The organism is Amycolatopsis sp. DSM 110486, from assembly GCF_019468465.1.
Classification (GTDB): Bacteria; Actinomycetota; Actinomycetes; order Mycobacteriales; family Pseudonocardiaceae; genus Amycolatopsis.
In genome coordinates this window covers 3,150,389-3,175,547 of record NZ_CP080519.1, presented here as the reverse complement: position 1 = coordinate 3,175,547, position 25,159 = coordinate 3,150,389, and the positions used below count along the sequence as shown (strand labels likewise).

24 protein-coding genes, 1 other RNA gene and 1 pseudogene are annotated in these 25,159 nt (G+C 71.6%); 15 read left to right on the top strand and 11 right to left on the bottom strand.

Going from position 1 to position 25,159, the window contains the following annotated elements:
- Positions 1-49 precede the first annotated feature (49 nt).
- Entirely contained in the window at positions 50-1,570 is a 1,521-nt protein-coding gene (locus K1T34_RS15455; RefSeq protein WP_220244948.1) for a 3-hydroxyacyl-CoA dehydrogenase, read from the bottom strand.
- Positions 1,571-1,668: 98 nt separating this feature from the next.
- Positions 1,669-2,346, bottom strand: coding sequence for a TetR/AcrR family transcriptional regulator (locus K1T34_RS15450; protein ID WP_220244947.1), 678 nt, complete (start codon positions 2,344-2,346; stop codon positions 1,669-1,671).
- A gap of 126 nt (positions 2,347-2,472) precedes the next feature.
- Here K1T34_RS15450 and K1T34_RS15445 point away from each other — a divergent pair, with 126 nt between their 5' ends.
- Positions 2,473-2,922 (top strand): nitroreductase family deazaflavin-dependent oxidoreductase, encoded by a 450-nt coding sequence (locus K1T34_RS15445; protein WP_220244946.1) that lies wholly within the window; start codon positions 2,473-2,475, stop codon positions 2,920-2,922.
- 1 nt (position 2,923) lies between these two features.
- Here the strand turns inward: K1T34_RS15445 and K1T34_RS15440 are convergent, their stop codons facing one another.
- The 4 genes from K1T34_RS15440 to K1T34_RS15425 form a co-directional block, all read right to left on the bottom strand.
- Complete coding sequence (locus K1T34_RS15440) at positions 2,924-3,118, bottom strand: hypothetical protein (RefSeq protein ID WP_220244945.1); 195 nt, start codon at positions 3,116-3,118, stop codon at positions 2,924-2,926.
- Positions 3,119-3,129: 11 nt separating this feature from the next.
- On the bottom strand, positions 3,130-3,792 hold the full coding sequence (locus tag K1T34_RS15435; protein WP_220244944.1) for a response regulator transcription factor: 663 nt from the start codon (positions 3,790-3,792) through the stop codon (positions 3,130-3,132).
- A gap of 70 nt (positions 3,793-3,862) precedes the next feature.
- Complete coding sequence (locus tag K1T34_RS15430) at positions 3,863-5,014, bottom strand: sensor histidine kinase (RefSeq protein ID WP_220244943.1); 1,152 nt, start codon at positions 5,012-5,014, stop codon at positions 3,863-3,865.
- 1,017 nt (positions 5,015-6,031) lie between these two features.
- Entirely contained in the window at positions 6,032-6,661 is a 630-nt protein-coding gene (locus tag K1T34_RS15425) for a hypothetical protein (RefSeq protein WP_220244942.1), read from the bottom strand.
- Positions 6,662-6,837: 176 nt separating this feature from the next.
- Here K1T34_RS15425 and K1T34_RS15420 point away from each other — a divergent pair, with 176 nt between their 5' ends.
- The 3 genes from K1T34_RS15420 (at position 6,838) to K1T34_RS15410 (ending at position 11,071) form a co-directional block, all read left to right on the top strand.
- A complete protein-coding gene (locus K1T34_RS15420; RefSeq protein WP_304504318.1) occupies positions 6,838-7,587 on the top strand; it encodes a response regulator transcription factor in 750 nt (249 codons plus the stop codon).
- Positions 7,565-9,088, top strand: a complete 1,524-nt coding sequence (locus tag K1T34_RS15415) for a cell wall metabolism sensor histidine kinase WalK (RefSeq protein WP_220244941.1) — start codon at positions 7,565-7,567, stop codon at positions 9,086-9,088. The genes K1T34_RS15420 and K1T34_RS15415 overlap by 23 nt, the downstream gene beginning before the upstream one ends.
- 66 nt (positions 9,089-9,154) lie before the next feature.
- Positions 9,155-11,071, top strand: a complete 1,917-nt coding sequence (locus K1T34_RS15410; protein WP_220244940.1) for a glycosyltransferase family 39 protein — start codon at positions 9,155-9,157, stop codon at positions 11,069-11,071.
- On the opposite strand, the gene K1T34_RS15405 is transcribed toward K1T34_RS15410, so the two are convergent.
- A complete protein-coding gene (locus K1T34_RS15405; RefSeq protein WP_220244939.1) occupies positions 11,058-11,981 on the bottom strand; it encodes a serine/threonine dehydratase in 924 nt (307 codons plus the stop codon). The genes K1T34_RS15410 and K1T34_RS15405 overlap by 14 nt on opposite strands.
- Before the next feature lie 236 nt (positions 11,982-12,217).
- Here K1T34_RS15405 and K1T34_RS15400 point away from each other — a divergent pair, with 236 nt between their 5' ends.
- The 3 genes from K1T34_RS15400 (at position 12,218) to ffs (ending at position 15,240) form a co-directional block, all read left to right on the top strand.
- A complete protein-coding gene (locus K1T34_RS15400) occupies positions 12,218-14,692 on the top strand; it encodes a nitrate- and nitrite sensing domain-containing protein (RefSeq protein ID WP_220244938.1) in 2,475 nt (824 codons plus the stop codon).
- Positions 14,689-15,117, top strand: coding sequence for a roadblock/LC7 domain-containing protein (locus K1T34_RS15395; RefSeq protein ID WP_220244937.1), 429 nt, complete (start codon positions 14,689-14,691; stop codon positions 15,115-15,117). The genes K1T34_RS15400 and K1T34_RS15395 overlap by 4 nt, the downstream gene beginning before the upstream one ends.
- 28 nt (positions 15,118-15,145) lie before the next feature.
- Positions 15,146-15,240, top strand: an RNA gene (ffs, locus tag K1T34_RS15390) — signal recognition particle sRNA small type.
- Positions 15,241-15,266: 26 nt separating this feature from the next.
- Here ffs and K1T34_RS53340 read toward each other — a convergent pair.
- Positions 15,267-16,133: a spermidine synthase gene (locus tag K1T34_RS53340; RefSeq protein WP_255638529.1), complete on the bottom strand. Its 867-nt coding sequence runs from the start codon at positions 16,131-16,133 to the stop codon at positions 15,267-15,269.
- A gap of 124 nt (positions 16,134-16,257) precedes the next feature.
- On the opposite strand from K1T34_RS53340, the gene K1T34_RS53335 reads away from it, so the two are divergent.
- A complete protein-coding gene (locus tag K1T34_RS53335) occupies positions 16,258-16,389 on the top strand; it encodes a hypothetical protein (RefSeq protein WP_255638528.1) in 132 nt (43 codons plus the stop codon).
- Between the two features lie 152 nt (positions 16,390-16,541).
- Here K1T34_RS53335 and K1T34_RS54700 read toward each other — a convergent pair.
- A pseudogene (locus tag K1T34_RS54700) lies at positions 16,542-16,715 on the bottom strand (ALF repeat-containing protein); the annotation flags it as partial.
- A 24-nt stretch (positions 16,716-16,739) separates the two neighbouring features.
- On the opposite strand from K1T34_RS54700, the gene K1T34_RS54695 reads away from it, so the two are divergent.
- The 3 genes from K1T34_RS54695 to K1T34_RS15375 are packed head-to-tail and all read left to right on the top strand — an operon-like array spanning position 16,740 to position 19,425.
- A complete protein-coding gene (locus K1T34_RS54695) occupies positions 16,740-16,862 on the top strand; it encodes a hypothetical protein (protein WP_266118246.1) in 123 nt (40 codons plus the stop codon).
- 45 nt (positions 16,863-16,907) lie between these two features.
- Positions 16,908-19,061, top strand: a complete 2,154-nt coding sequence (locus K1T34_RS15380; RefSeq protein WP_220244935.1) for a DNA polymerase III subunit gamma and tau — start codon at positions 16,908-16,910, stop codon at positions 19,059-19,061.
- 55 nt (positions 19,062-19,116) lie between these two features.
- The gene (locus K1T34_RS15375; protein ID WP_220244934.1) at positions 19,117-19,425 is read left to right on the top strand and encodes a hypothetical protein; all 309 of its coding nucleotides are present in this window, start codon (positions 19,117-19,119) and stop codon (positions 19,423-19,425) included.
- 174 nt (positions 19,426-19,599) lie between these two features.
- Here K1T34_RS15375 and K1T34_RS15370 read toward each other — a convergent pair whose 3' ends face one another.
- On the bottom strand, positions 19,600-20,460 hold the full coding sequence (locus tag K1T34_RS15370) for an N-acetylmuramoyl-L-alanine amidase (RefSeq protein ID WP_255638764.1): 861 nt from the start codon (positions 20,458-20,460) through the stop codon (positions 19,600-19,602).
- Between the two features lie 96 nt (positions 20,461-20,556).
- On the opposite strand from K1T34_RS15370, the gene K1T34_RS15365 reads away from it, so the two are divergent.
- Both K1T34_RS15365 and recR read left to right on the top strand, forming a co-directional pair.
- Entirely contained in the window at positions 20,557-20,919 is a 363-nt protein-coding gene (locus K1T34_RS15365; protein ID WP_220244933.1) for a YbaB/EbfC family nucleoid-associated protein, read from the top strand.
- A gap of 3 nt (positions 20,920-20,922) precedes the next feature.
- The gene (recR, locus tag K1T34_RS15360; protein WP_220244932.1) at positions 20,923-21,519 is read left to right on the top strand and encodes a recombination mediator RecR; all 597 of its coding nucleotides are present in this window, start codon (positions 20,923-20,925) and stop codon (positions 21,517-21,519) included.
- Between the two features lie 67 nt (positions 21,520-21,586).
- Here the strand turns inward: recR and K1T34_RS15355 are convergent, their stop codons facing one another.
- Positions 21,587-22,696 carry a UDP-N-acetylglucosamine 2-epimerase gene (locus K1T34_RS15355; protein WP_220244931.1) on the bottom strand — a complete coding sequence of 370 codons (1,110 nt, stop codon included), beginning with the start codon at positions 22,694-22,696 and terminating at the stop codon, positions 21,587-21,589.
- Positions 22,697-22,769: 73 nt separating this feature from the next.
- Here K1T34_RS15355 and K1T34_RS15350 point away from each other — a divergent pair, with 73 nt between their 5' ends.
- Both K1T34_RS15350 and K1T34_RS15345 read left to right on the top strand, forming a co-directional pair.
- Positions 22,770-23,789 (top strand): glycosyltransferase family 2 protein, encoded by a 1,020-nt coding sequence (locus K1T34_RS15350; RefSeq protein WP_220244930.1) that lies wholly within the window; start codon positions 22,770-22,772, stop codon positions 23,787-23,789.
- 8 nt (positions 23,790-23,797) lie between these two features.
- Complete coding sequence (locus K1T34_RS15345; protein WP_220244929.1) at positions 23,798-25,099, top strand: lipopolysaccharide biosynthesis protein; 1,302 nt, start codon at positions 23,798-23,800, stop codon at positions 25,097-25,099.
- Positions 25,100-25,159 lie beyond the last annotated feature (60 nt).

Here is a 25,159-nt window from a genome sequence, read left to right as displayed (position 1 = left end):
GGGGTGCCGCGGTCGGGGCGGCACCCGCGGTTCCCGCGGTTCCTGTGGTTCAGAGGAGGTCGGCGGGCCGCGTGCCCTTCGAGGTGAGCGGCAGGCCGAGCGCGACGCGTTCGATCAGCCAGCTGCTCGGCCGGTAGCGCGGGTCCCCTGTGGACTGGTGCAGACCGGTGAGGACGCGCAGCACCTTGTCCGCGCCGACGAGGTCGCCCCATTCCAGGGGGCCGCGCGGGTAGCCGAGGCCGAGGCGGACGGCGGTGTCGATGTCGGCCGGGTCGGCGAGGTTCTGGGCCGCGATGTAGCACGCCGTGTTGACGATCGAGGCCAGCAAGCGTTGCGCGACGGGTGCGGGGCCGTCCTGGACGATGGTCACCGGTTGGCCCGTGGCGGCCAAAGCGCCCCAGGCGGCGCGGCCCGCGGCGGGGTCGAGTCCCGGGTGGACGGACAGGGTGAGGCGGCCTTGGTAGCCGCTCAAGGCGTCCACGCCGCAGACGCGCGAGGCGGGCAGGCCGGCTCGGGCGGCGGCGTCCAAAGTGGACTCGCCGCGCAAGGCCACCAGCAGCACGGCGTCGGGGTACGCGTCGGCGACGACCTGCACGCCGGCGCCGTTGAGCAGGCGGCCGAGGCGTTCCTCGGCGGTGAACACGGGCTTGTCCGGGGCCGGCGGCGCAGCCGGTTCAGGCGCGACCTCCTGCTTGCCGTCGACGTAGCGGTAGAAGCCCTCGCCGTTCTTGCGCCCGAACAGCCCCGCCGCCACGCGCGGGCGCGTCAGCCACGACGGGCGCAGCCGCGGCTCGGAGTGGAAGCCGCTCCAGATGCTTTCGAGCACGGCGTGGGAGACGTCGAGGCCGGTGAGATCGAGCAGCTCGAACGGCCCGAGCTTGAGCCCCAGCACGTCGCGCGCGATGCGGTCGACATCGACCGGCTCGGCGACCGACTCGGACAGGATCTGCAGCGCCTCGGTGTTCAGGCCGCGCCCGGCGTGGTTGACCAGGAAGCCCGGCGCGTCCTTCGCGAGCACGGGTTCGTGGCCCCAGCGGCGTACCAGTTTCAGCGCCTCTTCGGGCAGCCACTCGACCGTGCGGACGCCGGGGACGACCTCGACCAGCCGCATCAGCGGCACGGGGTTGAAGAAGTGCAGGCCGACGACGCGCGTCGGATCGCTCAGGCCCGCGGCGATCTCCGTGACCGACAGCGAGCTCGTGTTGGTGGCGAACACCGTGTCGGGCCGGCAGACCTGCTCGAGCTTGCCGAACAGCACGCGCTTGGCCTCGAGGTCCTCGCGCACGGCCTCGATCACGAGGTCCACGTTCTGGGCCGGCGCGGACGGCGCGTCCACCATCACCAGGCGCTCCTTGGCGGCGCGCCCCTCGTCCTCGGACAGGCGGCCCTTGGTGACCAGCTTGTCGAGCATGCTGTGCACGTGGTCGAGCGCCGAGCGCACCGCGTCGAGGTCGAGGTCGGCGAGCTCGACCGTGACCCCGCCGGTCGCGGCGAGCTGGGCGATGCCGCGCCCCATCACGCCGGTCCCGACCACCCGGACCCTGCTGACCCGCTCGGCCCATCCCGCCACGTCGAACCACCTTCCCCACGAAGTCGTTACGCGCGAACGTACCGTCTCTCCGCAGTCGATGAACCGTCCTGGGAGGGCTAGTTCACAGCTTCCCGGCTTCACAGCCCCACGAAGTCGGCCATCTGTCCGGTGAGGTGCTCGAAGTAGGCGTCGGACGGGTCGACGCTGCCCACGTACTGCCCGAACAGCTCGAAGCTGATCGCGCCGAACAGCTGCGTCCACGCGCCGATCAGCCGGGTCACGACCTCGGCCGGCGCGTTCGTGCCCAGATCCCGGGCCAGCCCCTCGGCCTGCCCGCGCAGCTCGGCGGACATCGGCGCCGTGACGGCCGGCTCGTGCGGATCGGCCTCGAGCAGCACCTTCGCCATCGCCTGCGCCACGCGCGCGGCGGGCACGATCGTGTCCTGCGGCGCCTGGTAGCCGGGGATCGGCGAGCCGTAGATCAGCGCGTACTCGTGCGGGTGCGCCTTGGCCCACGCGCGGGTGGCCTGCCAGACGGCGCGCCAGCGCTCGCGCGGGCCGCCGGTGCCCGGGTCGGCCTTCTCCGCGGCCTCGCCGACGGCGTCGTAGGCGTCGATGATCAGCTCGGTGAGCAGCCGGTCGCGGCTGGGGAAGTAGCGGTAGAGCGCCGAGGACACCATGCCCAGCTCACGCGCGACCGCGCGCAGTGACAACCCGTGCGCGCCGACCTCGGCCAGCTGGCGGCGGGCTTCATCCTTGATCTCCCGCGTCAGCTCGGCGCGGGCGCGTTCGCGGGCGGTCTTGGTGGCGGTCATGGGGACCAGTGTGCCACTTCGAGAGCGTTGCACAAAATGGAGAGCACTGCTCTTGACGCTGAGCGCGATGTGGTGTTCACTGATCTCAACGGAGAGCATTGCTCTCGAAAAACTGGAGGTCGTGAGATGAACACCGAGAAGCGCTACATCAAGCCCGCCAAGGCCACCAACTCGTTCAACAACTTCGTGCAGTGGCTGACCAAGCGGGGTGTGAGCGTGGTGGGCAGCCGCGTGCTGATGGTCCGTGGCCGCAAGACCGGCGAGATCCGCGAGGTGCCGGTGAACCTCCTGCCGTTCGAGGGCGGCCGCTACCTGGTCGCGCCGCGCGGCGAGACGCAGTGGGTGCGCAACCTGCGCGTGGCCGGCGAGGGGCAGCTGCGCGTCGGCAAGCGCGTGGAGGGCTTCACCTACCGCGAGCTGACCGACGACGAGAAGCCCGTGCTGCTGCGCGCGTACCTCAAGCGCTGGAAGTTCGAGGTCGGCGTGTTCTTCGACGGTGTGGACGCCAAGGCGCCGGAGGAGAAGCTGCGCGAGATCGCGCCGGGCTACCCCATCTTCGAACTGATGCCCGCCTGAGCTACTTCTTCGTGGTCCGCCGAGCTGTGGCGGCGACGACCACGACCCCGACGAGGATCGCGACCAGCCCGATCAGGAACCACATCTTCTGACCGGTCATGAAGCTGCCGGTGATGACGCCGGCGCCCTGCAGGACCCAGACGGCCCCCACCAGCACCAGCACCGCGCCGATGGCCAGCGTGATCCAGCGTTTCACGACGGTTCCTCCTAGGTGGCCTCTTTCGCGACCAGGTCGTTGCGGTAGGCGTAGACGACGGCGTGCACGCGATCGCGCAGGCCGAGCTTCGCGAGCACGCGCGAGACGTGCGTCTTCACAGTCTCCTCGCCGACGTGAAGCTGGCGTGCGATCTCCGCGTTGCTGCGCGCGTCGGCTATGAGAAGGAGCACCTCGCGTTCGCGGGACGTGAGTCGCGCCAGCTCCGGCGGCTCGGCGGCGCGGGGCTCGAGGCTGGCGGCGAAGCCGGCCACGAGCCGGCGCGTGACGGACGGGTCGATCAACGCGTCACCCCGCGCCGCGACGCGCATGGCGGCCACCAGCTCCTCGGGGGCCAGGCTCTTGAGCAGGAAGCCGCTGGCGCCGGCGCGCAGGGCGCGGTAGACGTACTCGTCGGCGTCGTAGGTGGTCAGGACCAGCACGCGGGTGTCGTTGCCGGGGGTAGCGAGGATGGCCTCGGTGGCGGCGAGGCCGTCGAGGCGGGGCATGCGGACGTCGAGGACCGCGACGTCCGGCTTGAGGCGCTGGGTTTCCGCCACGGCTTCACGCCCGTCGGCCGCTTCGCCGACGCACTCGAAGTCGGGCTGCGTGTCGAGGAGGGCGCGCATGCCGGAGCGGAACATGGCGTGGTCGTCGGCGAGCAGCACGCGGATCATGCGACCTCCTGTGTCTTGCGGCACACCCGCACCCGGCCGGCGGCATGAGCGGGCCGGCGCGATTGTGTGCTCATGCCACCTCCAGAGGGAAGCTGGCCTTGACCTGCCAAGTGGTGTCTTTTTGGCCGTAGGTGACTTCGCCGCCGAAGAGCGTCACGCGCTGGCGAATGCCGGCGAGGCCGCGGTGGGCGCCGTCTCGTGATGTTGCGGGCCTGCCGGTCTCGTTGGCGACGGTGAGGACGATCTCGGTGCGCCGGTGGTCCAGCTCCAGCTCGACGGGCCCGGTGCCGTGGCGCAACGCGTTCGTGAGCGCTTCCTGCGCGATGCGGTAGAGGGCGACGTCGAGCGAGCCGGGGACTTCGCGCACGTCGCCGTGCACTGTGAGGCGCACAGGCAGACCCGCGGCGCGGACGGTGTCGAGCAGCTCGTCGAGGTTGTCCAGCCCGGGCTGCGCGGCTTCGTCGCCGCGCGCGTGCAGCAGATCCAGCAGGCGGCGCAGGTCGGCCATCGCGGAGCGGCTCGCTGACTCGACGGCTCCGAGCGAGGTCCGGACCGGGCTGTCTCCTTCGGGCAGCCCGAGCCGCGCGGCGCCGGCGTGGACGCCGATCGCGCTGACGTGGTGGGAGATCACGTCGTGCAGATCGCGGGCGATGGTCTCGCGCTCCTCGAGGACGGCCCTGCGGACGGCTTCGGCTTCGTGCCGTCGGCGCTCTTCGGCTTCGCGCTCGAGGTCGGCTATGTACGCACCGCGGGCGGTCGTGTACCGCCCGACGAGCCACGGCAGCACCGCCGAGACGGCCATGCTGATCGCGATGAGCGCCGGATTCGAGCCCCGGCCACCGCCGAGCAGCTCCCCCGCGCCGACGCCCGCCAGCATCGCCGCCAGCGCCACCACCGCCGGCCCCACCCGCAACCACGCCCCAGCCCGATACCCGGCGACGAGGATGCCCGCGTTGTTGCCGACCACGAATCCGGTGCAGGTGCAGAGGAGCAGCGGGGCGGCGACGAAAAGCGCGGCGTGACCGGCTGCTACCCAGCCGGAGTATCTGGCCGCTCCGGCCAGGGCTGCGTCCACGATGACCGCGCCGGCGAGGACCACCCAGCCCCGCCAGCCGGCTTCGGGCAGGGGGCCGCGGAGGGTGAAGAGGGAGACGTCGCAGACCAGGCAGACGAGGGCCACCAGCAGGGATTGCCGTGCCAGTGACCCGTTGATGTCGCGCACTTGGCCAACTTACGCATCGGTGGCGGGGTTTTGGTGTGGTTTGGGGAGGGGGTGCGCGTTTGGTGGTGCGGGGTTGGTTGCGGGAGGTGGCTGCGCGAGGGGACCGGTGGGGTCGGGTTGGCTGAGTGGTGGGACCAGTCGCGCCTGGGTCGGCTGCGCGAGTGGACCAGTGGAGCCGGGATGGCAGCGCGAGCGGACCGCTCGGGCCGGGTTTGGGCTGCGCGAGTAGACCGCTGGGGCCGGGCTGATTTCGCGAGTGGACCGGTCGTGCATCTCGGCCGGTGGGACCAGTCGCGCCGAGTTTGCTGTGCGAGTGGACCGATCGTGCTGTCTGACGGGCGCGAGTGGACCGATCGTGCCGTCTTAGGGGCGCGAGTGGACCGGTCACGCCGGTTCCGCGGCGCGAGTGGGCTCTCCACGCCGGGCCGCCGCGCCAGTGAACCGGTCGTGCCGGCTCGATGGTGCGGAGAGGACTGATCATGCCGGGATTACCGCGCCACTTGACCCGTCGTGCCGGACTTGCCGCGCCACTGGACCCGTCGTGCCGGACTTTGCCGTGCGAAGGGACCGGTCGCGCCGGGTTCATGGTGAGTGGACCGGGCGGGTCAGGTCGGTGACGCGGCTGGACCGGTCGTCGTGTGCTGGCGGGTCGCGATGGGACGGCTCGTGCCGAGCCGGGGCCCGCGACGGGACCCGTCGTGCCGCTTCGGTGGTGCGCGCGGACTTCTGATGCCGAGCTCGCCGCACGGCGGCCTGTCACGTCGGGCTCGCGAGTGGACCGCTCGCGCCGCGCGTCGCGAATGGACCCGTCGTGCGGGGCTGGTGATGCGAGGGCTTCCGTCGCGCCGAGTTTGCTGTGCGAGGAGACCGATCGTGCCGTCTCAGGGGCGCGAGTGGACCGGTCGTGCGGGAGACCGCGGCGCGAGGGGATCGATCGCGCCGGAAACGACGACGCCGGCGTCACCCCCGATGGCGGTCGGGAGGTGACGCCGGCGCCGGCGTCGAGGGGGAGCCGGGTCAGTTGCCGTAGCGGCGGCGGCCCTGGCCTGGCTGTCCGGTGCCGCCCGGTTGGCCGCCGCGTTGGGTGGCGGCGGTGGCGGATTCCAGGGAGGTGGCGGTGGCGGTGGTGCCGTTGACCTTGGCGATGACGGTGACGTTGTCGCCGGTCTTGGGGGTCGTGGCGGACTTCTGGGTGGAGGAGTCGAGGACGTAGGTCTGCTTGTAGCCGTCCTTGCTGGTCAGGGTGACGGACGTCGCGCTGATCTCGGTGATGGCGCCGGTCTGGAGGCGTTCGGTGGTGTAGCCGCCGGCGGGGTCGGTGACGACGAAGTCGCCGTGGAGGGCGTCGCGCAGGGCGGCGGCGCCCCCGAAGCCGCCGAAGCCGCCCGGGCCGCCGGGGCCGCGGCCGGCGAAACCGCCCGGGCCGCCTTGACCACCGGGGCCGCCGAAGCCGCCGGGGCCCTGCTGTGCGGAAGCGTCATTGGAGCTCGTGCCCGCCCAGATCGCGAGGCCGCCGCCCACGGCGATGACCACCGCGACGCCCGCGGCGATCGCCGTTTTGCGGCCCGACCACGACTTCTTCGGGGCCGCCGGTGGCTCGCCGCCAGGTGCGCCCCAGGTGGCGCCCTGTGCTGGATCGGTCGTCATGGTGTTTTCCTCCGCGTCTTGACTGTCCGACCGAGAGTCGCGGCCGCCGCTGTGCGGGAGCTGTGTCCGGAGTGGGTTGACGCTGTGCAAGAGGGCCACGAATGGCTGAACACGCGCACAGGAAATGCACAGTCACCGCACAGCTCGGCCTGAACACCGGGCCCGAGGATGGCACCATGAGCGGTATGAACGCGACGTCGCCCGGCCGGGGCAAGGACGAGCTGCGCCGCGCCGACGGCAGCCCGGTGCGCGTGCTGGTGGTGGACGACGAGTCGACCCTGGCCGAGCTCGTCGCCATGGCGCTGCGCATGGAGGGCTGGGAGGTGCGCAGCGCGGGCGACGGCACGGAGGCCGTCCGCGTGGCGCGAGACTTCCGGCCCGACGCCGTGGTGCTCGACGTGATGCTGCCCGACTTCGACGGTCTCGAAGTGCTGCGCCGCATGCGCGCCGAGGCGCCGTTCCTGCCGGTGCTGTTCCTCACCGCCAAGGACGCCGTCGAAGACCGCATCGCCGGTCTCACCGCGGGCGGCGACGACTACGTCACCAAACCTTTCAGCCTCGAAGAGGTCGCGCTCCGGCTGCGCGCCCTCCTCAGACGCGCCAACGGGGTCACCGGCGCCAGCGGCTCCCAGCTCGTGGTCGGCGACCTGACACTCGACGAGGACAGCCGCGAGGTCCACCGCGGCGGCGACCTCGTGCCGCTCACCGCCACGGAGTTCGAGCTTCTGCGCTACCTCATGCGCAACCCCAAGCGCGTGCTGAGCAAGGCGCAGATCCTCGACCGCGTGTGGAGCTACGACTTCGGCGGCCAAGCCAATATCGTCGAGCTCTACATCTCCTACCTCCGCAAGAAGATCGACGCCGACCGCGAGCCCATGATCCACACGATGCGCGGCGCGGGGTATGTCCTCAAGCCCGCCGGCTGACGCGCCCCCGGGCCGCGCGCGCCGGCCGTGGTCGCTGCGGCGCCGGCTGATCGTGCAGCTGGCGGCGCTGCTGGCGCTCGTCTGCCTGGTGGTCGGCGTGGTCACGGAGTTCGCGCTGCAGGACTTCCTGGTCGGCCAGCTGGACAAACGCCTCGCCGCGGCGACCGACCGCGGGTTCCGCAGCGGCGACCGTCCACCGTGGATCTACGGCGACAAACCGCCACCCGACCCGCTGCGCGTGCTCGGCCAAGGCGACGGCACGCTCGCCGTCCAGGTCCACAACGGCGCGGTGCGCGCGGCCGTGCTCAACTTCGGCTCCGCCACGCCGTCGAAGGTCAAGCCGCCGCTGCAGTCGGTCTCCACCGCGCAGCAGAAGATGCTGCTCGGCCTGCCGCCCGACGGCCACCGCCGCACGATCGACCTCGGCGGCGACCTCGGCGAGTACCGGGTGATCGCGTCGTTCTCCCCGTCGGGTGACTTCTCCGTGGTCGGCCTGCCGCTCTCGGACGTCACGGACACGTTGTGGCGCTTGGGGTTCATCTTCGGCGGTGTGGCGCTCGGCGGCATCATCGTGGCCGGCGTCGCGGGCGCCGTCACGATCCGGCGCACCATGGCGCCGCTCGACCGGCTGGCCGCCACCGCGTCGCGCGTGTCGGAGCTGCAGCTCGACCGCGGCGAGGTGGCGCTGTCGGAGCGGGTGCCCGAAGTGGACACCGACCCGCGCACCGAGGTCGGCAAGGTCGGCTTCGCGCTCAACCGCATGCTCGGCCACATCGCCAACGCGCTGAAAGCCCGCCAGGCCAGCGAAAGCCGCGTGCGCCAGTTCGTCGCCGACGCGAGCCACGAGCTGCGCACGCCGCTGGCCGCCATCCGCGGCTACGCGGAGCTCACGCGCCGCAGCAAGGAGCAGGTGCCGCCCGACGTCGCGTTCGCCATGAACCGCGTCGAATCCGAGTCGGCGCGCATGACGACGCTGGTGGAGGACCTGCTGCTGCTCGCCCGGCTCGACTCGGGCCGACCCGTCGTGCCCGAGCCGGTGGACCTCTCGCGCCTGGTGGCCGACGCCGTCGCCGACTCCCACGTGGCCGGTCCCGGTCACAAGTGGCGGCTCGAGGCGCCCGGCGAGCCCATCAGCGTGCACGGCGACGCCGGCCAGCTGCACCAGGTCGTGCTCAACCTCCTGGGCAACGCCCGCACCCACACCCCGCCCGGTACCACCGTGACCACGGGTCTGTCCACAAAGGATGGCTGGGTGCGGCTCTCGGTGCTCGACGACGGCCCCGGCATCCCGCCGGAAATCCTGCCGGACGTGTTCGAACGCTTCGCCCGCGGCGACAACTCACGCTCCCGCGCGGCCGGCAGCACCGGACTCGGCCTGGCCATCGTCGCCGCCGTCGTGGCCGCGCACAGCGGTCGCGTCTCGGTGTTCAGTGAGCCCGGACGAACAGAGTTTGTCGCAATGTTCCCAGAGTTTCGTGACCCTGCTATCACCCGGTCGTGAATTTCTCACAGGACGTGCACAGCAAGCGCACATGTGAGCCACAAACCCCGTCGTGAGCATGGCCGCATGACGAGTGCCCTCACCGCGTCCGGACCGACCACAGTGGACCCGACCGACGCGGCACCGCCCGTTCAGGGGCCCAGATGGGTGCGGCCGGCGGTCGCGGTGCTCCTGGTCGCGACCGCTGCGCTGTATGTCACCGATGTCGCGATTTCGGGCTGGGGCAACGACTTCTACGCCATGGCCGTGCAGGCCGGCACCGAGAGCTGGAAGGCGTGGTTCTTCGGCTCGCTCGATCCGGGCAACGTGGTCACCGTCGACAAACCGCCGTTCTCGCTGTGGGTCATGGGGCTTTCTGGCCGGATCTTCGGCTTCTCCAGCTGGAGCATGCTGGTGCCCGACGCGCTGGCGGGCGTCGCGTCCGTCGGCCTGCTCTACCTCGCGGTACGCCGGCTGTCCGGCCCGGGCGCCGGGTTGCTCGCGGGCTCCGCGCTCGCGCTGACGCCGGTCGCCGCCCTGATGTTCCGCTTCGACAACCCCGACGCGTTCCTCGTGCTGCTCCTGGTCGCCGGCGGTTACTGCGTGGTGCGCGCGCTGGAGCGGGCGAGCACGAAGTGGCTGTTGCTCGCCGGCGTCGCGATCGGGTTCGGGTTCCTCGACAAGATGCTGCAGGCGTTCCTGGTGCTGCCGGCGTTCGTGCTCGCGTACGCGGTGGCGGCGCCGACGTCGCTCGGCCGGCGGGTGTGGCAGCTGCTCGCCGCGGCCGGTGCGGTGCTTGTGTCGGCGGGGTGGTGGGTGCTGGCCGTCGCGCTGTGGCCCGCCGCCGACCGGCCGTACATCAGCGGTTCGACGAACAACAGCGTGCTGGAGCTGGCCTTCGGTTACAACGGCCTGGGCCGGATCTTCGGCCAGGGCCGCGGCGGGGCCGGTGGTGGCACCCGGCCTGAGCTGCCCGCCGGCTTCGACCTGCCGAGCCGCGCCGGCGGTGGTGGAGGCTTCCGCGGCTTCGGAGGAGGCACGGGCCTGACGCGGTTGTTCACCGAGCAGTTCGGCGGCGAGGCGTCGTGGCTGCTGCCCGCAGCGTTGATCGGGCTCGTCGCCGGACTGTGGTTCACCCACCGCGCCCCGCGCACCGACCGCACGCGCGCCGCGCTGCTGCTGTGGGGCGGCTGGATGGTCGTCTCCGTCGTGGTGTTCAGCTACATGAGCGGGATCATCCACCCGTACTACACGGTCGCGCTCGCGCCCGGCATCGCCGCGACGATCGGCATCGCGGCCCGCGAGCTGTGGCACGGCCGTGCGCACTTCGCCCCGCGCGCGGTGCTCGCGCTGATGCTCGCGAGCTCGGTCATCTGGGCGTTCATCCTGCTCGCGCGTACGCCCGACTGGCAACCGTGGCTGCGCTACACCCTGCTCGTGCTGGGCGCGCTCGGCACGGCGGCCGTGCTCTTCGGCGCCGACTCGCTCCGCCGCGCCGCCCCTGTGGTCGCCGTCCTCGGACTCGTGGCGGCACTGCTCGGCACGGCGTCGTTCACCGTCGTCACGGCCGCGACCGCGCACACCGGCGGCCAGCCGTCGTCCGGGCCGGCGAGCCAGCGCGGCGGCGGGTTCCGAGGCGGCTTCGGTGGGGCCACGACGTCCACAGTGGAACTCGATCGGCTCCTCCAGACGACCACCACGAAGTGGGCCGCCGCGCAGACCGGCGCCATGCAGTCGGCCGGGCTCGCGCTGAGCAGCGGCAAGCCCGTGATGGCCATCGGCGGCTTCAGCGGCAGCGACCCGGCGCCGACGCTCGCGCAGTTCCAGCAGTACGTCGGCGCCGGCGAGGTGCACTACTTCGTGGGCGGAGCCAACGGCCGCGGTGGCTTCGGTGGCTTCGGTGGCAACCGCGGCACGGCCGGGCAGATCACCACTTGGGTCGAGCAGAACTTCCCCGCCACGACCGTCGACGGCGCAACCGTCTACGACCTCACGCGAAAGTAACGCTCGTGTTCGCTCCACAGAGGACGAAGCAGGGCCGCGCGGCGGGCACGCGACCGGCGAGCCACGCCGCGAGCGGGACCGCCGCGGCCGGCTCCACGGCCAGGCGGAACTCGGCCCAGAGCCGGTCGCGCGCGGCGAGCAGTTCGGCGTCGCTGACCAGTACGGACGTGACGTTCGGGGCGTTCAGGATCCGGAAGGGCACTTCGCCCACGCGGGTCGCGCCGAGCGCCGAGGCGGCCACGGAGTCGAGCGTGACGTCCACCGGCTGACCGGCCTCGAGCGCGGCGTGCAGCGCCTGGCAGCGCTCCGGTTCGACGGCGAACACCTGCCGGCGGTTCGCCGCCAGCGCCGTGCCCGCGGCGAGCCCGCCACCGCCGACCGCGACCACCACTGCGTCGACGTCCGGGTCGTCCGCGACGATCTCGGCCGTGACCGTGCCCTGGCCGGCGACCACGTCGGGGTCGTCGTAGGCGGACAGGTAGCGCGTGCCGGGTTCGTCGCCGACAGCCAGCGCCGCGGCCGCCGCCTCCGCGTACGTCGCGCCGTGGCGGATCAGCTTCGCGCCCGCGGCCTCGATCCCCGCGGCCTTCGCGGCCGGGACGGACTCCGGCACGTACACGACCGCGGGCAGGCCCAGCGCCTGCGCGGCCGTCGCGACGCCGAGGCCGTGGTTGCCGCCCGAAGCCGTGACGACGCGGCGCGGGGCCGGTCCGGCGAGCAGCGCGTTGACGGCGCCACGCAGCTTGAACGAACCACTGCGCTGGAGGTGCTCCAGTTTGAACACCACGGGCCGACCGTCGATTTCGGTCCGTAGCTGAGGCGTCCTCCGAACGTGTGGCCGGATGCGATTCGCGGCTGCGGCCACGTCGGCGGGCGTCGGTGTACGCGGTGGTGTGCTCATACCGTCCATCTTCGTCGTGGGACACGCGGTCTTGAAGCGTTGTCGGGATCTTGTGCCAGTCGCTAAGCTCTCGCGCGGAAGAGCCAGGGGCCGGCCACCCCTTGTCCGTTACGGTACGGGTCTCACTGTGCGTGTCGGGTTCCATGCATGGTCCTCCTTCGCGGTGTCATCCGTTCGGTCTTGCTCCTTTGTGTACAGAAGTCCGCCCGCGGTGCCGTGAGCGGAGGAACGGGAAGGTGACGCTGATGCGCCACGGCAGGACCCGGCCCCGGTGGGCCGGTGCGCGGGCGCTGTCGAGACTCGGCATCCGCGGCAAGCTCAACCTGTTGCTCCTGCCGCCGCTGGCCGCCGTGCTGCTGGTCTCCGTGCCGTTCGTGGTCAAGCAGACCGGCAGCGTCGCCTCGGCCGACGACACCGTGCGGGCCGCGTGGAACACCCAGGAGCTCAGCGGGCTCGTCTGGCAGGTGCAGCGCGAGGGCGTGCTCGCCGCCGCCTTCGTGGCGTCGCCCTCGACGGCCGACACCGACCTCGTGCGCCAGCAGCAGACCGTCGACGCGACCGTCGGCCAGGTCCGCACCGCGCTCGGCGCCAACGCACCGGCCGAGCTGAAGACGGCGCTCACGCGCGTCGGTTCCCTGGGCGACGAGCGGCGGAACACCTTGCACCGCAGCATTTCCGCCGAACGCATCGCCCGCACGTACGACACCGTGGTGAGCGCCCTGATCGACGCGCTGCAGCTCGTGCCGCGCACGGCCGCCGACGCCGAGGGCGCCCGTCAGCTCTCCGCGCTCGAAGCGCTCCTGCGTGCCGACGAAGAAGAGTCACTGCGCGTCATCGCCTTGGTCGTGTCGGCACAGTCGCAGTCGGCCGGACAGTCCCTCCTGGACGAAGCGACCCAGCGCGCCCAGGTGCACGCCGACCGCTTCACGCAGCTGGCCGGCCACGACCAGGCCGCGCTCCTGGCCGAAGTCGACTCCGGTGAGGCCGCCCACCGCGTCGACCAGCTCGCCACGCAGCTGCCCGGGCCGGACGATCAGGCCGAGCCCTACGTGCACGACGTCGTCGCGGCCGGCCAGCAGCAGGCCGCCGAGCGCCGCACCGCGCAGGACCGCGTGACAGCTGAGATCAACGCCGCGGCGGGTGACCGTGCGGCCGCGGCGACCCGGCTGGCCTGGCTGGTCGGCGGCGGCGCGGCCGTCCTCTTCGGACTCGTCGCGTTCCTCGCGCTGGCCGTGAGCCGCTCGATCGCCGACCCGCTGCGCCGCCTCACGTCGGCTGCCACCTCCGTCGCCGACCTGGCCGACGCCGAGCTCGTGCGCGTCGTCGACACCGAGGCCGACGACGACCAAGCGCCCCGCCTGGCGACCATCGACGTCGCTTCCGACGACGAGCTCGGCGAGCTCGCCACCGCGTTCAACCGGGTCCAGACCACCGCCGCCGCCCTGGTCGAGCGCCAGACGCTCACGCGGCGCAACACGAGCCTGATGTTCGCGAACGTCGCGAAGCGCACACAGAACCTCGTCGGCCGCCAGCTCGCGCTCGTCGACGAGCTCGAACGCCATGAGCAGGATGCGCGCGCCCTCGCGGGGCTGTTCCGGCTCGACCACCTGTCCGCGCGCCTGCGCCGCACGGCCGACAACCTGCTGGTCATCTCCGGCACCCACGACGAGAACCCCATCGCCGGCCCGATCCAGCTGTCCACGGCTGTGCGCGCGGCGCTGGCGGAGATCGAGGACTTCCCGCGTGTGCGGCTGGGGGAGCTGCCCGACGTGCAGCTCACGTCTTCGCTCGGCGCCGACCTCGTCCGGCTTTTCGCGGAGCTGCTGGAGAACGCGGCTTCGTTCTCCGCGCCGACCACGAGCGTCGAGGTCGAGACGGAGTTCCTGGCGTCCGGCGACCTCGTCGTGGCGATCGTCGACCACGGCATCGGCATGGCCGCGGAAACGCTGGCGCAGGAGAACCGGCGTCTGCTGGAGCGCGAACGCCTCGAACTCGCACCGACGAGCGTCCTCGGCCTGTTCGTCGCCGGCCGTCTCGCGCGGCGCCACGCACTGGGGGTCGAACTCACCTCGACGCCGGACACGGGCGGGGTCACCGCGCGCGTCACCGTGCCCGCCGGGCAGTTCGACCGCATGGACGCGCCGGTCGAGGACAAGCCGGTGGAATCGGCGCCGGCAGCCGAAGCCGCGGGGCTGTTCGACGCGGGCCGCGTGCCCGAACCCCTGCCGGCGCCCGCGATCGCGGGCCTGGAGACGGCGTCGCTCGGCTTCACCTGGTTCCGCGACCCGGAACCCGAGCCGGAGTGGCCTGACACCGAACCCGACCAGCCGCCCGCACCCGACTTCACCCTCGACGGCGACGACCTCGCCACCTCGTTGTCCGCCGACCCGCCCGTGCCGGCGCAGCAGACGGTGGAAACCGCCGTCGCCCGCGCGAAGGAGCTGGCGGCGAAGCTCGAACGCACGAAGTCCGCCGTGCACGGCCTCACCACGCAGCAGTTCGCTCCGCTGGACCAGGAGCTGACCCGCCGCGTCCCCGGCGCTCAGCTGGCCCCGGGCCTCAAGGCGCAGCAGACCATCCGCACCCCGCTGCGCGCCGTCCGCCGCGGTCTGCGTGACCCGGCCGCGGAACGGGCAGTCTTCGATTCGTACTCCGACGGCGTGGCCAAGGCAGACGCGTCGCGAGCCACCGCCACCGCCAACGCAGGAGGAGAGACATGACGATCCCGGACGTCAGCGCCGAAGCCCAGAACTTCAACTGGCTGGTCAACCGCTTCGCACTCCACACCGCCGGTGCGATCGCCGCCCTCGCGGTGTCGTCCGACGGCCTGCTCATCGCCATGTCCCAGGAACTCGAACGCGCCAACGCCGATCGTCTGGCCGCCATCTCGTCCGCCATGCTCGGCCTCGCCCAGGGCGTCGCCGACAGCCACCCGCTGGGCTCGCCGGACAAGGTGATCGTCGAACTCGAGCGCGGTTACCTGCTGGTCTGCACCATCAGCGTCGGGTGCTCGCTCGGCGTGCTGGCCAACAAACAGGCCAGCCTGGGCACGATCGCGTACGAGATGGCGATGTTCGCCAACCGCGCCACCGAGGTCCTGACGCCGGCGCTCATCGAGGAGCTCAAACAAGCGGTCGGCAGCTAGGCGCCGGTTCGCCTCCGCTACACTGGACAACGGACCCCGCGCGGCGTCCACCCTGTGAACCTCCCCAGGGCCGGAAGGCAGCAAGGATAAGCAGGCTCTGACGGGTGCGCGGGGTCCCCTTTATTTTCGGGGCCAGGTTTTCAAGGCCTTCAGAACAGCCCGAGCACGTCCTCCGGCGGCACCGGCGAGGCGAGCGGCTCGGCGTCCCGCACCGGCAGCGCCTTCCCCCGCAGCTTCCGCAGCTCGTCACCGGAAACGCAGCGCGCCGGGTACGCCGACGAAGCCGCCTTGCGCGTCAGGACGTCCACCGCCAGTTCGGCGCGCGAAGCCGCCACCACGACGTTGCCGAAGCGCCGCCCGCGCAGCACCCCGGGCTCGGCCAGCAGCGCGACGTGGGAGAACACCTCACCGACTGTCGCCAGGAACCGCCGCACGAACGCGAGCCCGGGCCCGTCGGTGATGTTCGCCAGCATCGCGCCGCCGCCGCGCAGCACGCGCGCCACGTCGGTCACGAACTCCACCGTCGCGAGGCCGCCCGCGAGCGACGCCCGCTCGAACGCGTCCACCACCACGAGGTCCGCCGACGCGTCGTGCCGGGACGCCACGCCCTCGCGCCCGCCCTCGATCCGCACCTTCAACCGCGGCACGCTGCGCAGGTCGAGCTGTTCGCGCACCAGCTCGATCAACGGTCCGTCCGCGTCGAACACCAGCTGCCGCGACCCCGTCCGCGTCGCCGCGATGTAGCGGGCGAGGGTGCAGCCGGCGCCGCCCACGTGCAGCGCGTCGAGCGGCCCTTCGGGCAGGCAGTCGACGACGTCGCCAAGCCGCCGGACGTAGTCGAACTCCAGGTTCGTCGGGTCGTCGAGGTCGACGTAGGACTGCGCGACGCCGTCGACCGAGATGAGCCACGCGTGGGGCCGATCCGCGTCGGCGAGCAGCTCGGCCGTGCCGAACCGCACCGGGTACTTGCCCGGCCGCGGCCCGCCCTTGTCGCGGCTGCGGGCAGAACGGCTCACGGGGTTCCTCTCTTCGGACGAGTCTGTCCGAGCGTACTTGTGGCGGTTTCGGGCAGACCTGAAACGCCTTCGCGTCCACGCCGATAAGGGTTCGGAAGATCCTTTACCGATGTGGGGGAAACCGTTGAACGGGACAAGACTGCTCGTCGCCGGGGCTGTGCTGGCGCTCGGGCTGGGGGTCGCCACGCCGGCGAGCGCCGACGTACTCAGTGACCGTGCGCAGGCCGTGGCGCTGTCCGACTCGGCCGCCGCCTGAGACTGGGCCTCGAAGTGGAAATCCGCGGCCTTGCGTGCGAGGTCGCGCTGGTGCGTCACGGCCGTGATCTCGGTGTCGCCGGCCGCGGCGACCCCGCTCCACACGTCGAGGAAGTAACGGACGTCCTCGATCGTGCCGCTCAGCGCCTGCTGCCCGGCCGCGTGGACCTCGGGCCCGCCGGCGGACATGACCAGCGTCGCGCGCACACGGTCGTCGTCGGCCTGGGCCTGGGCGAGGCCGCTCTGCAGGAACTCGTGCCGGTCGGCCGGGGTGCCGTCGAGCGCGATCTGCGCCGCCCGCTTTACGCTGGGGCCGCCCGCGGACATGGCCTGGTTGACCACGGACCGATCGTGAAGGGGGACGCGCACGAGGTGCCCCGCGCGCAGCAGCGTGACGCGACGACCGCCGCGCACGTCGCCGCGGTGAACGCGCTGGTCGCGGACGCGGCGAAGGCGGCCGCCTCGGTGCGCTGACCTGGCCCGGCGAAGGTTGTCGGTCGGTGCCGGTACTCTCGCGGAGTGGCTCTCGCGCTGTACCGCAAGTACCGTCCGGCGACCTTCGCCGAGGTCGTCGGCCAGGAGCATGTGACCGAACCGCTGCGGACCGCGCTGGCGGCGGGCCGTATCAACCACGCGTACCTCTTCTCCGGCCCGCGCGGCTGCGGCAAGACGTCGAGTGCGCGGATCATGGCGCGGTCGCTGAACTGCGTCGAAGGCCCGACGCCGGACCCGTGCGGCAAGTGCAACTCATGCCGCGCGCTGGCGCCCGAGGGGCCGGGCAGCGTCGACGTCACGGAGCTCGACGCCGCCAGCCACGGTGGTGTCGACGACGCCCGCGAGCTGCGGGACAAGGCGTTCTACGCGCCCGCCGAATCGCGCTACCGCGTGTTCATCATCGACGAGGCGCACATGGTCACCACGCAGGGCTTCAACGCCCTGCTGAAGATCGTGGAAGAGCCGCCCGAGCACCTGATCTTCATCTTCGCGACGACCGAGCCGGAGAAGGTCCTCACCACCATCCGCTCGCGGACGCACCACTACCCGTTCCGCCTGATCCCGCCGAGCTCGATGCGCGCGTTGCTGGAGCGCAACGTCGCGGCCGAGGGCGCGCAGGTCGAGCCCGCCGTGTACCCGCTGGTGATCCGCGCGGGCGGCGGCTCGGCGCGGGACACGCAGTCAGTGCTCGACCAGCTGCTGGCCGGCGCGGGGCCCGAGGGCGTCACGTACCCGCGCGCGGTGTCGCTGCTCGGTGTCACCGACGTCGCGCTGATCGACGACATGGTCGACGCGCTGTCGGCCGAAGACGCGGCAACGGTGTTCAGCACGGTCGAGAAGCTCGCCGACGCCGGCCACGACCCGCGCCGCTTCGCCACCGACCTGCTCGACCGCCTGCGCGACCTCGTGCTGATGCGCTCGGTGCCCGAGGCGGGCGAGCGCGGTCTGGTGTCCGCGCCCGCCGAGGAGCTCGGGCGGATGAGCGCGCAGTCCGAACGCATCGGTCTCGGCACGCTGTCGCGCTACGCCGACATCGTCCACAATGGACTTCTCGAGATGCGCGGTGCGACGTCGCCGCGGCTCGTGCTCGAACTGCTGTGCGCGCGGATGCTGCTGCCTTCGGTCACGGAGGCGGAAAATGCTTTGCTGGCACGGATCGAGCGGCTCGAACGCCGCGCCGTCGTCGTCGCCGGTGGTGGTGAGGCGGGTGTCGAGCCGCAGCTGCGTTCGGCTCCCGCGGCGGAGCCCCAGTTCCAGCGCCCTTCGCAGCGTCCGGCTTCCGCGGCGCCTGCCGCCGCTCCGGCTGCCGAGCCGCCTGTTCGGGCTCAGGCTCCCGTGGCTGCTCCGGCTCCGTCCCGGCCTGCCGCGCCGGCTCCGGCTCCGGCTCCGGTGCGTCCGGCGGAAGAGCCCGCCCCGGTCGCCGCCGCACCCGCGGCCCCGACTCCGTCCGACGACGGCTGGGGCACCCCGCGGACGCCAGGCGGCACCCCCGCGGCTGCGGCGGAACCGGCTCCCGAACCGTCAGCCCCCGCCGCACCGGCCGCGTCCGAAGGTGGCTTCGACGCCGCCGCGATCCGCAACGTCTGGCCGCAGCTGCTGGCCGCGCTGCGCAAATTGGCCGGCGGCCGCAGCCTCGAAGCGATGCTCACGCAGGCGACCGTCGTCGACGTCGAGGGCACGAGCGTCACGCTCACGCACAAGTCCGAGCCCCTCGCCAAGCGCCTGTCCGACCAGGACAACGCGCGCAAGATCGCGGGCGCCCTGTCCGACGTGCTGGGTGGCGACTGGCAGGTCCGCTGCGTCCATGGCGCCACCGCGGCCGCCGCGCCGTCTCGCGCCGCCGCGCCCCAGCGCCAGCAGGCCCCGGCCACGCCGGAGCGTTCGTTCACGCGCCCATCCGCCGCTCCGTCCGCCCCTGCCGCCGCGGCCCCCGCACCGCAGCAGCAACAGGCCGCGCCCGAGCACCCGCGCGCCCCGGAACCCCCGGCGCGCCCGAAGGTCGCCACCGCCGAGCCGGACATCCCGCTCCCGCCCGAACCCTCGGACGAGGATGACGACATCTACTCGGAGGACTCGAGCCCCGTCCCGCCGCCGCCCCCGCCGCCCGCGGACGAGGACCCGGACGAGATCGCCCGCAAGCTCATCTCCGACCACCTGGGTGCGCGCCCGCTCGACTAGGGCGTGTCTCTGAACGTGCGGCGCAGCAACCGCCGATAGCCCTACAGTCTCGGCTGTGACCACGAGACTGTCCCACGGGGCATCGGGCGCGCTGCGGCGTTTCGCGGGCTGGGTTGCGCGCGGCTCGGTCGGGCATCCGCTTCTCGACGGGATCGACTACTGGGACCATCTGCGCAACTCCCCAAGCCAGATGGAGGCCTTGTTCGCGATCTTCGCCAACGTCCTGGAACTCGACGATCAGGGCGAACCCGTGAACGAGGAGTACGCCGAGCGGCGAGCCGCGGTGTGGATCTACCGGTACTGCACCGGGAACGCGCCGCCGGGCGAACCAGAATTTGAAAGCTGGGAAGTCGAGCTCTACTGACGGCTGCGGCCCAGCTGCGAAGCCAAACGATGACGGTACCCAGATGTCGGCCGTAACCGCCTGCAATTGCTTGCCGTCGTGACACCGCCAGGCAGTGACCGCGGCGGCCAGCGGGCGGCGAGTCTGCCGCGCGCCTCACTCAACGGTTTGGAGACACGCTGGACCCCTCGCGTGTCAGGCGAGGTAGGCCTCGATCGCCTCGGCGATGGCGGCCGCGTACTTCGCGCGCCCGGCAGCCGACGACATCAGCGTGGCCTCCGCGGAGTTGCGCATGTTGCCGCACTCGACGAGCACCGTCGGGCGGGTCGAGAGGTTCAGCCCGCCGAGGTCGGAGCGGGCGGACAGGCCCGCGCTGCCGATGTAGGTGGACGTGGTGAAGCCGTCGGCGCGAAGCCCGTCGCGCAGGGCGTGGGCGAGCCGCGTCGACGGAGCGCCCTGGGCCGCGTTCAGTGGCGGCGAGGAGTACGCGACGTGGAACCCGTGCGCGCCCGCGGAGGTGGAGCCGTCGGCGTGGATGGAGACGACCGCGTCGGCGCCGGCGGAGTTGCCGATGTCCGCGCGGCGATCGACGCATGGGCCCACGCCGGTGTCGTTCGTGCGGGTGTAGACGACCTTGATCCCCTTGGCCGCCAACGCGTTCCCGACCTCCTGCGCCACCGCGAAGTTGAACGCGTGCTCGGAGTATCCCGCGTTGGTGGCCGTGCCGGTCGTGTTGCACGGTTTCATCTCGCCGCGTCCGGCCGGGACGCTGCGGTTGATGTCCTTCGGGTGCGACGCGTTGCCGCCGTTGTGGCCGGGGTCCAGCACCACGACCTTGCCCGTCACCGCCGGTACGGCGGGCTTGGCCGAAGACGAGGACGTCGACGGCACTGGCGGCGGTGAAGCCACCGAAGACGACGACACGACAGCCGGTGAAGAGGTGGTCACCGGGGTGACCGCGGGCGCCGCGGCCGGCGTCCCGCCACCACCGGAACACGCCGTGAGCAGCACCAGGCCGGCCACCAGCGGGAGAGGGTTCACGCGCACGGCGACCACCGTGCCACAGGCGTGCGCGTGGCGCCTGGGCAGGCAGCGCGGCGACGCGGCTACGCTGGGGAGGAACACCCAGTGGCGGAAGGATCGAGAGCGATCATGGTGCAACCCGGCGGCGGCGGCTTCGATCTGTCGCAGATCATGCAGCAGGCGCAGCAGATGCAGCAGCAGCTCGTGCAGGCGCAGGAGGAGCTCGCGAACACCGAGGTCACGGGCACCGCGGGCGGCGGCCTGGTCACCGCGACGGTGTCCGGCGACAGCCAGCTCAAGAACCTCGTGATCGACCCCAAGGTGGTCGACCCGGACGACGTCGAGACCCTGGCCGACCTCGTGGTCGCCGCGGTGCGCGACGCGTCGGCCAACGCGCAGAAGCTCACCGAGCAGAAGCTCGGCCCCCTGGCCGGCGGCCTCGGCGGCGGTGGCGGGATGCCGGACCTCGGCAGCCTCGGGTTCGGCGGCTGACCCTTGTACGAGGGTGTGGTCCAGGACCTGATCGACGAGCTCGGGCGGCTGCCCGGGGTCGGGCCGAAGAGCGCCCAGCGCATCGCTTTCCACCTCCTGGCAACGGATCCCGCCGACATCGGGCGGCTGCAGGACGTGCTCGGCAAGGTCAAGGAAGGCGTGCAGTTCTGCGAGATCTGCGGCAACGTCTCCGAACAGCAGACCTGCCGCATCTGCCGGGACGAGCGCCGCGACCTCACGGTGATCTGCGTGGTCGAGGAGCCGAAGGACGTCTTGGCCGTGGAGCGCACGCGCGAGTTCAAGGGCCGCTACCACGTCCTGGGCGGGGCGCTCGACCCGTTGTCGGGCATCGGGCCGGAGCAGCTGCGCATGCGTGAGCTGCTCAAGCGCATCGGTGCGGCGGACATCAGCGAGATCATCATCGCCACGGACCCCAACACCGAGGGCGAGGCCACGGCCACGTACCTGGTCCGCATGCTGCGCGACTTCCCGGGCCTGTCCGTCACGCGGCTGGCTTCGGGCCTGCCGATGGGCGGCGACCTGGAGTTCGCCGACGAGCTGACCCTCGGCCGTGCGTTGTCCGGCCGGCGGGCTCTGTAGTAACTGTGTAGACAACAGCAAACGGCCCCTTCACCGCGGTGAAGGGGCCGTTTCGCGTTGCTGTGGTTCAGCAGTAGCCGAGCTGCGCCAGCGTGTCGACGATGATGTCGGACGGGTGGTACTTGTCCATCCAGGACTCACCGCGGCGGTTCTGGTACGTGTCCAGGAAGTTCTGCAGCTTGTCGCCGCGCATCTCCGTCAGAACCACGGTTTCGCCCAGGTGCTGCGGGGTTTCCGTGCGCTCGCGGTGCACCGCGCAAGGCAGGCCGAGGTAGTAGCACTCGGCCGAGAGGCCGCCGGAGTCGGTGACGACGTACTCGGCGCGCGCCACCAGCGGCAGGAACTTCAGGTAACGCATCTTGGGCTGCGCGATGAACTTGTCGTCGAACAGGTTGTCCAGGCCCAGCGACCGGATCTTCTCCCGCTCCGGCGCGCCCGCCATGTACAGGATCGGCATCTTGCGGCTCTGCTCGCGCAGGATCTCCAGCGCCTCGCGGTACTTGTCCGCGCGCGAGACGAGCTCGAAGCGGTGCAGAGTGGCCAGACCGAACTTCTCCGGCAGGTTCGGCACGTCCAGCGGTTGGTTGATGGCCAGGCGCATCGCGTCGATCGCGGTGTTTGCCTCGGTGTCGACGACGACACCGCGCGCGTGGCGCAGGTTGTTCACCTCACGCGCGCTCGGCGCGAAGTGCATGTCCACGATCTTCGCCGCGATCTTGCGGTTCAGCTCTTCCGGCAGCGGCGACAGGATGCTGCCCGACCGCGCGCCCGCCTCGACGTGCCCGACCCGCGACTTGAGGATGCGCTTGCCGATCAGCGAGCCGTACGGCGTGGTGAAGGTGTCGCCGTGCACCAGCACGAGCGGCGGACGGCCGTCCTCGTTCAGCGCGGCGCGCAGCTCGGCGCGGCGGCTCCACGCGGTGCGCAGCACCTGCGCGGCCCAGGCCGGCACCTGCGCCGGCGACTCCAGGTTGTGGGCCTTGTCCTCCGGCACGAGCCACACGTCGGGCTCGGGCAGCTTGAGGTCCGACAGCACGTCGGCGACCTCGTCCACGTGCTGCGCGGTGAACCAGATCTTCGGCCTCATGCCGCGTTCGGCGATCCCGTGGTAGACCGGCGCGATCTTGATCAGTTCCGCGGTGGTGCCGAGAATGAAGGAAATCACCGTAAGGCCCATTTCTGGTCGGTTTGCCGGTGCCCGAAGGATACTGGGCACGTCCGGCCCCGGGGCACAGGGTAGCCTCGGCCCGGTGAGTGCGAACCCGCTCCTCCCCTCGCTCAGCGTCGTGATTCCGGTCTACAACGAGCAGGACTGGATCAGTCGCTCCGTCGGCGCGCTGGTCGCCTCCGCGGAGGCGGCGCAGTGGCCGGTCGAGATCCTCGTGGTCGACGACGGAAGCACGGACGCCACCGCCGAAAAGCTCACCGAACTGCGCGAACGACACGGGATCACTGTGCTCAGCCAGGCGAACGGCGGCCGGTTTGAAGCCCGCCGCGCCGGCATGTCCAAGGCTTCCGGAGACTGGATCATGCTGCTGGACAGCCGGGTGATCGTCGACCAGCACAGCCTCACTTTTCTGCGCGATCAGCTGGTCGAACATCCCGAGCGCGCGGTGTGGAACGGCCACATCAACGTCGCATCGGAACACAATCCTTACGCGGGCTTCATGGCAGGTCTGGTCAAGGTTCCGTGGCGGCGTTACTGCGCGAACCCGCGGCTGATGTCCTTCGGTATCGAAGACTTCGACGTGTACCCCAAGGGCACCACGTTTTTCTGCGCGCGCCGCGAGCTCCTCGAAGGTTCCGTGGTCGCGTTCGCGTCTTTGTTCGACGACATCCGGTTCGCCAGTGACGACACCCGGATGCTGCGCTGGATTGCGGAACGCGAGCGGATTTTCCTCGCACCGGACCTGTCGGCGACGTATCACGGGCGCGACTCGTTCAAAAAATTCTACTCTCAATCATTCTTTCGTGGCACCACCTATGTCGATTCGTACCTCGCTTCTCCGGGCGTGGCCCGAAACGCGTTGTTCGGTGCGCTCGCCGTCGGTGTCGTCGGACTCGGCCTCGCCGCCAAGAAGCCCAAAACCGCAGCCGTCGTGGGGGTGGCAGGGGCGGTCGCGGCCGGTGCCGCGGTGAAGCGCTGCGGCGCCACGAACGCGGAGGCCCGAGCGGTCACCACCCTGCTGCCGGTGTTCGCGACCGGCTTCGGCGCGGGGGTCGTGCGGGGCTTGTACCTCGCGCTGCGGACGATCCTGCGCCGCCGATGAGCTCGCCGGTGAGCGAAGCGCAGGAATCGGGCACCAAGGCCCCGGGCGGTGGCGCTCGCGGGACCGCGGGCAAGCTCGGCGGCTCGCTGATCGTGTCGATCGGCCTCGGCTACGTCCTCACCGTCGCCTGTGCCCGGTTGCTGCCGCCGGACCAGTACGCGACCTTCGTGACGTTCTGGGGCCTCCTCATGGGGCTCGGCAGCGCGCTGTCGCCACTGGAGCAGGAGCTTTCGCGCCAGTCCGCGGTGGCAGGCCTCACCGGCGGTCTCGCGGGACGCGGTGCGCTGCGAGCGGTGGCGACCGGCGCCGCGGTGGCAGCCCTGTTCGGCCTGTGCCTGCTCATCCCGCCGGTCAACGAGCGGCTGTTCCACGGCACGTGGGAGCTGGCGCTGATCGTCCTGGCCGGCGGCATCGCGTTCGCCTGCCAGTTCGGGACCCGCGGGCTGCTGATCGGGCAACACCAGGTCAAGCACTTCTCCTGGCTGGTGGTGGCCGAGCCGGCAGTGCGCGCCCTCGTGCTCGGCGCCCTCGTGGTCGCGACGGCTTACAATCTCGTGTCGCTGGCGCTCGCGGTCGCGGCCGGCTCCTTCGCCTGGCTGCTGTTCATCCGGCAGGCGCGCAGCCTGGTCGACCTGCACGCGGATGGCGACGGCTGGTCTGTGACGCTACGCCGGATGCTGATGCTCCTGCTCGGCGCCGCGCTGACGGCCAGCGTCATCACGGGCTACCCGGCGCTGGTCGGCCTGCTCGCCCCCGGTGGGGACCGCGACCGGATCGGCGCGTTGTTCGCCGCGCTCGTCATCGCCAGGCTGCCGCTCACCTTGATCGGACCCGTGCAGTCGCTCGCCGTGCCGTTCGTCGTGCGGTTGTCCACCAGCGCGGAGGGACGCCACCGGCTGCGCCGGGTGCTGTCGCTGGGCACGCTCGCGTCGCTGGCGCTGGCCGCACTGGGTGCCGTCGTCGGCGCGCTGATCGGGCCGTGGGCCGTGCAGTTCGTCAACGGCGCGGGCTACCAAGTGGACGGCTGGGCCGTCGCGGGACTCGTGTGGTCGTCGGTGCTACTGGTGCCGATGCAGTTGCTCACCGCCGTGCTCATCGCGCGGACGCAGGCTCGGCGCGTGCTGGTCACCTGGGCGGTGGTCGCCGCGACTGCGTCGGTGCTGCTGCTGGTGTTGCCGGGCGACACCGTGCTTCGCGCGGTCATCGCGCTGGCGGCCGCGCCGACCGTCGGGCTCGTCGTCGTGCTCGCCTTCGTGCTCGGGAAATCGCCGGTGGAGGCAACTTCGGGCACCGGTGAAGCGTCTTCGTAGGGTCGCAGTAGTGTGACCGCGGAATCACGCCCGTGAATGCGTCGGGATCAAGCGCAGATC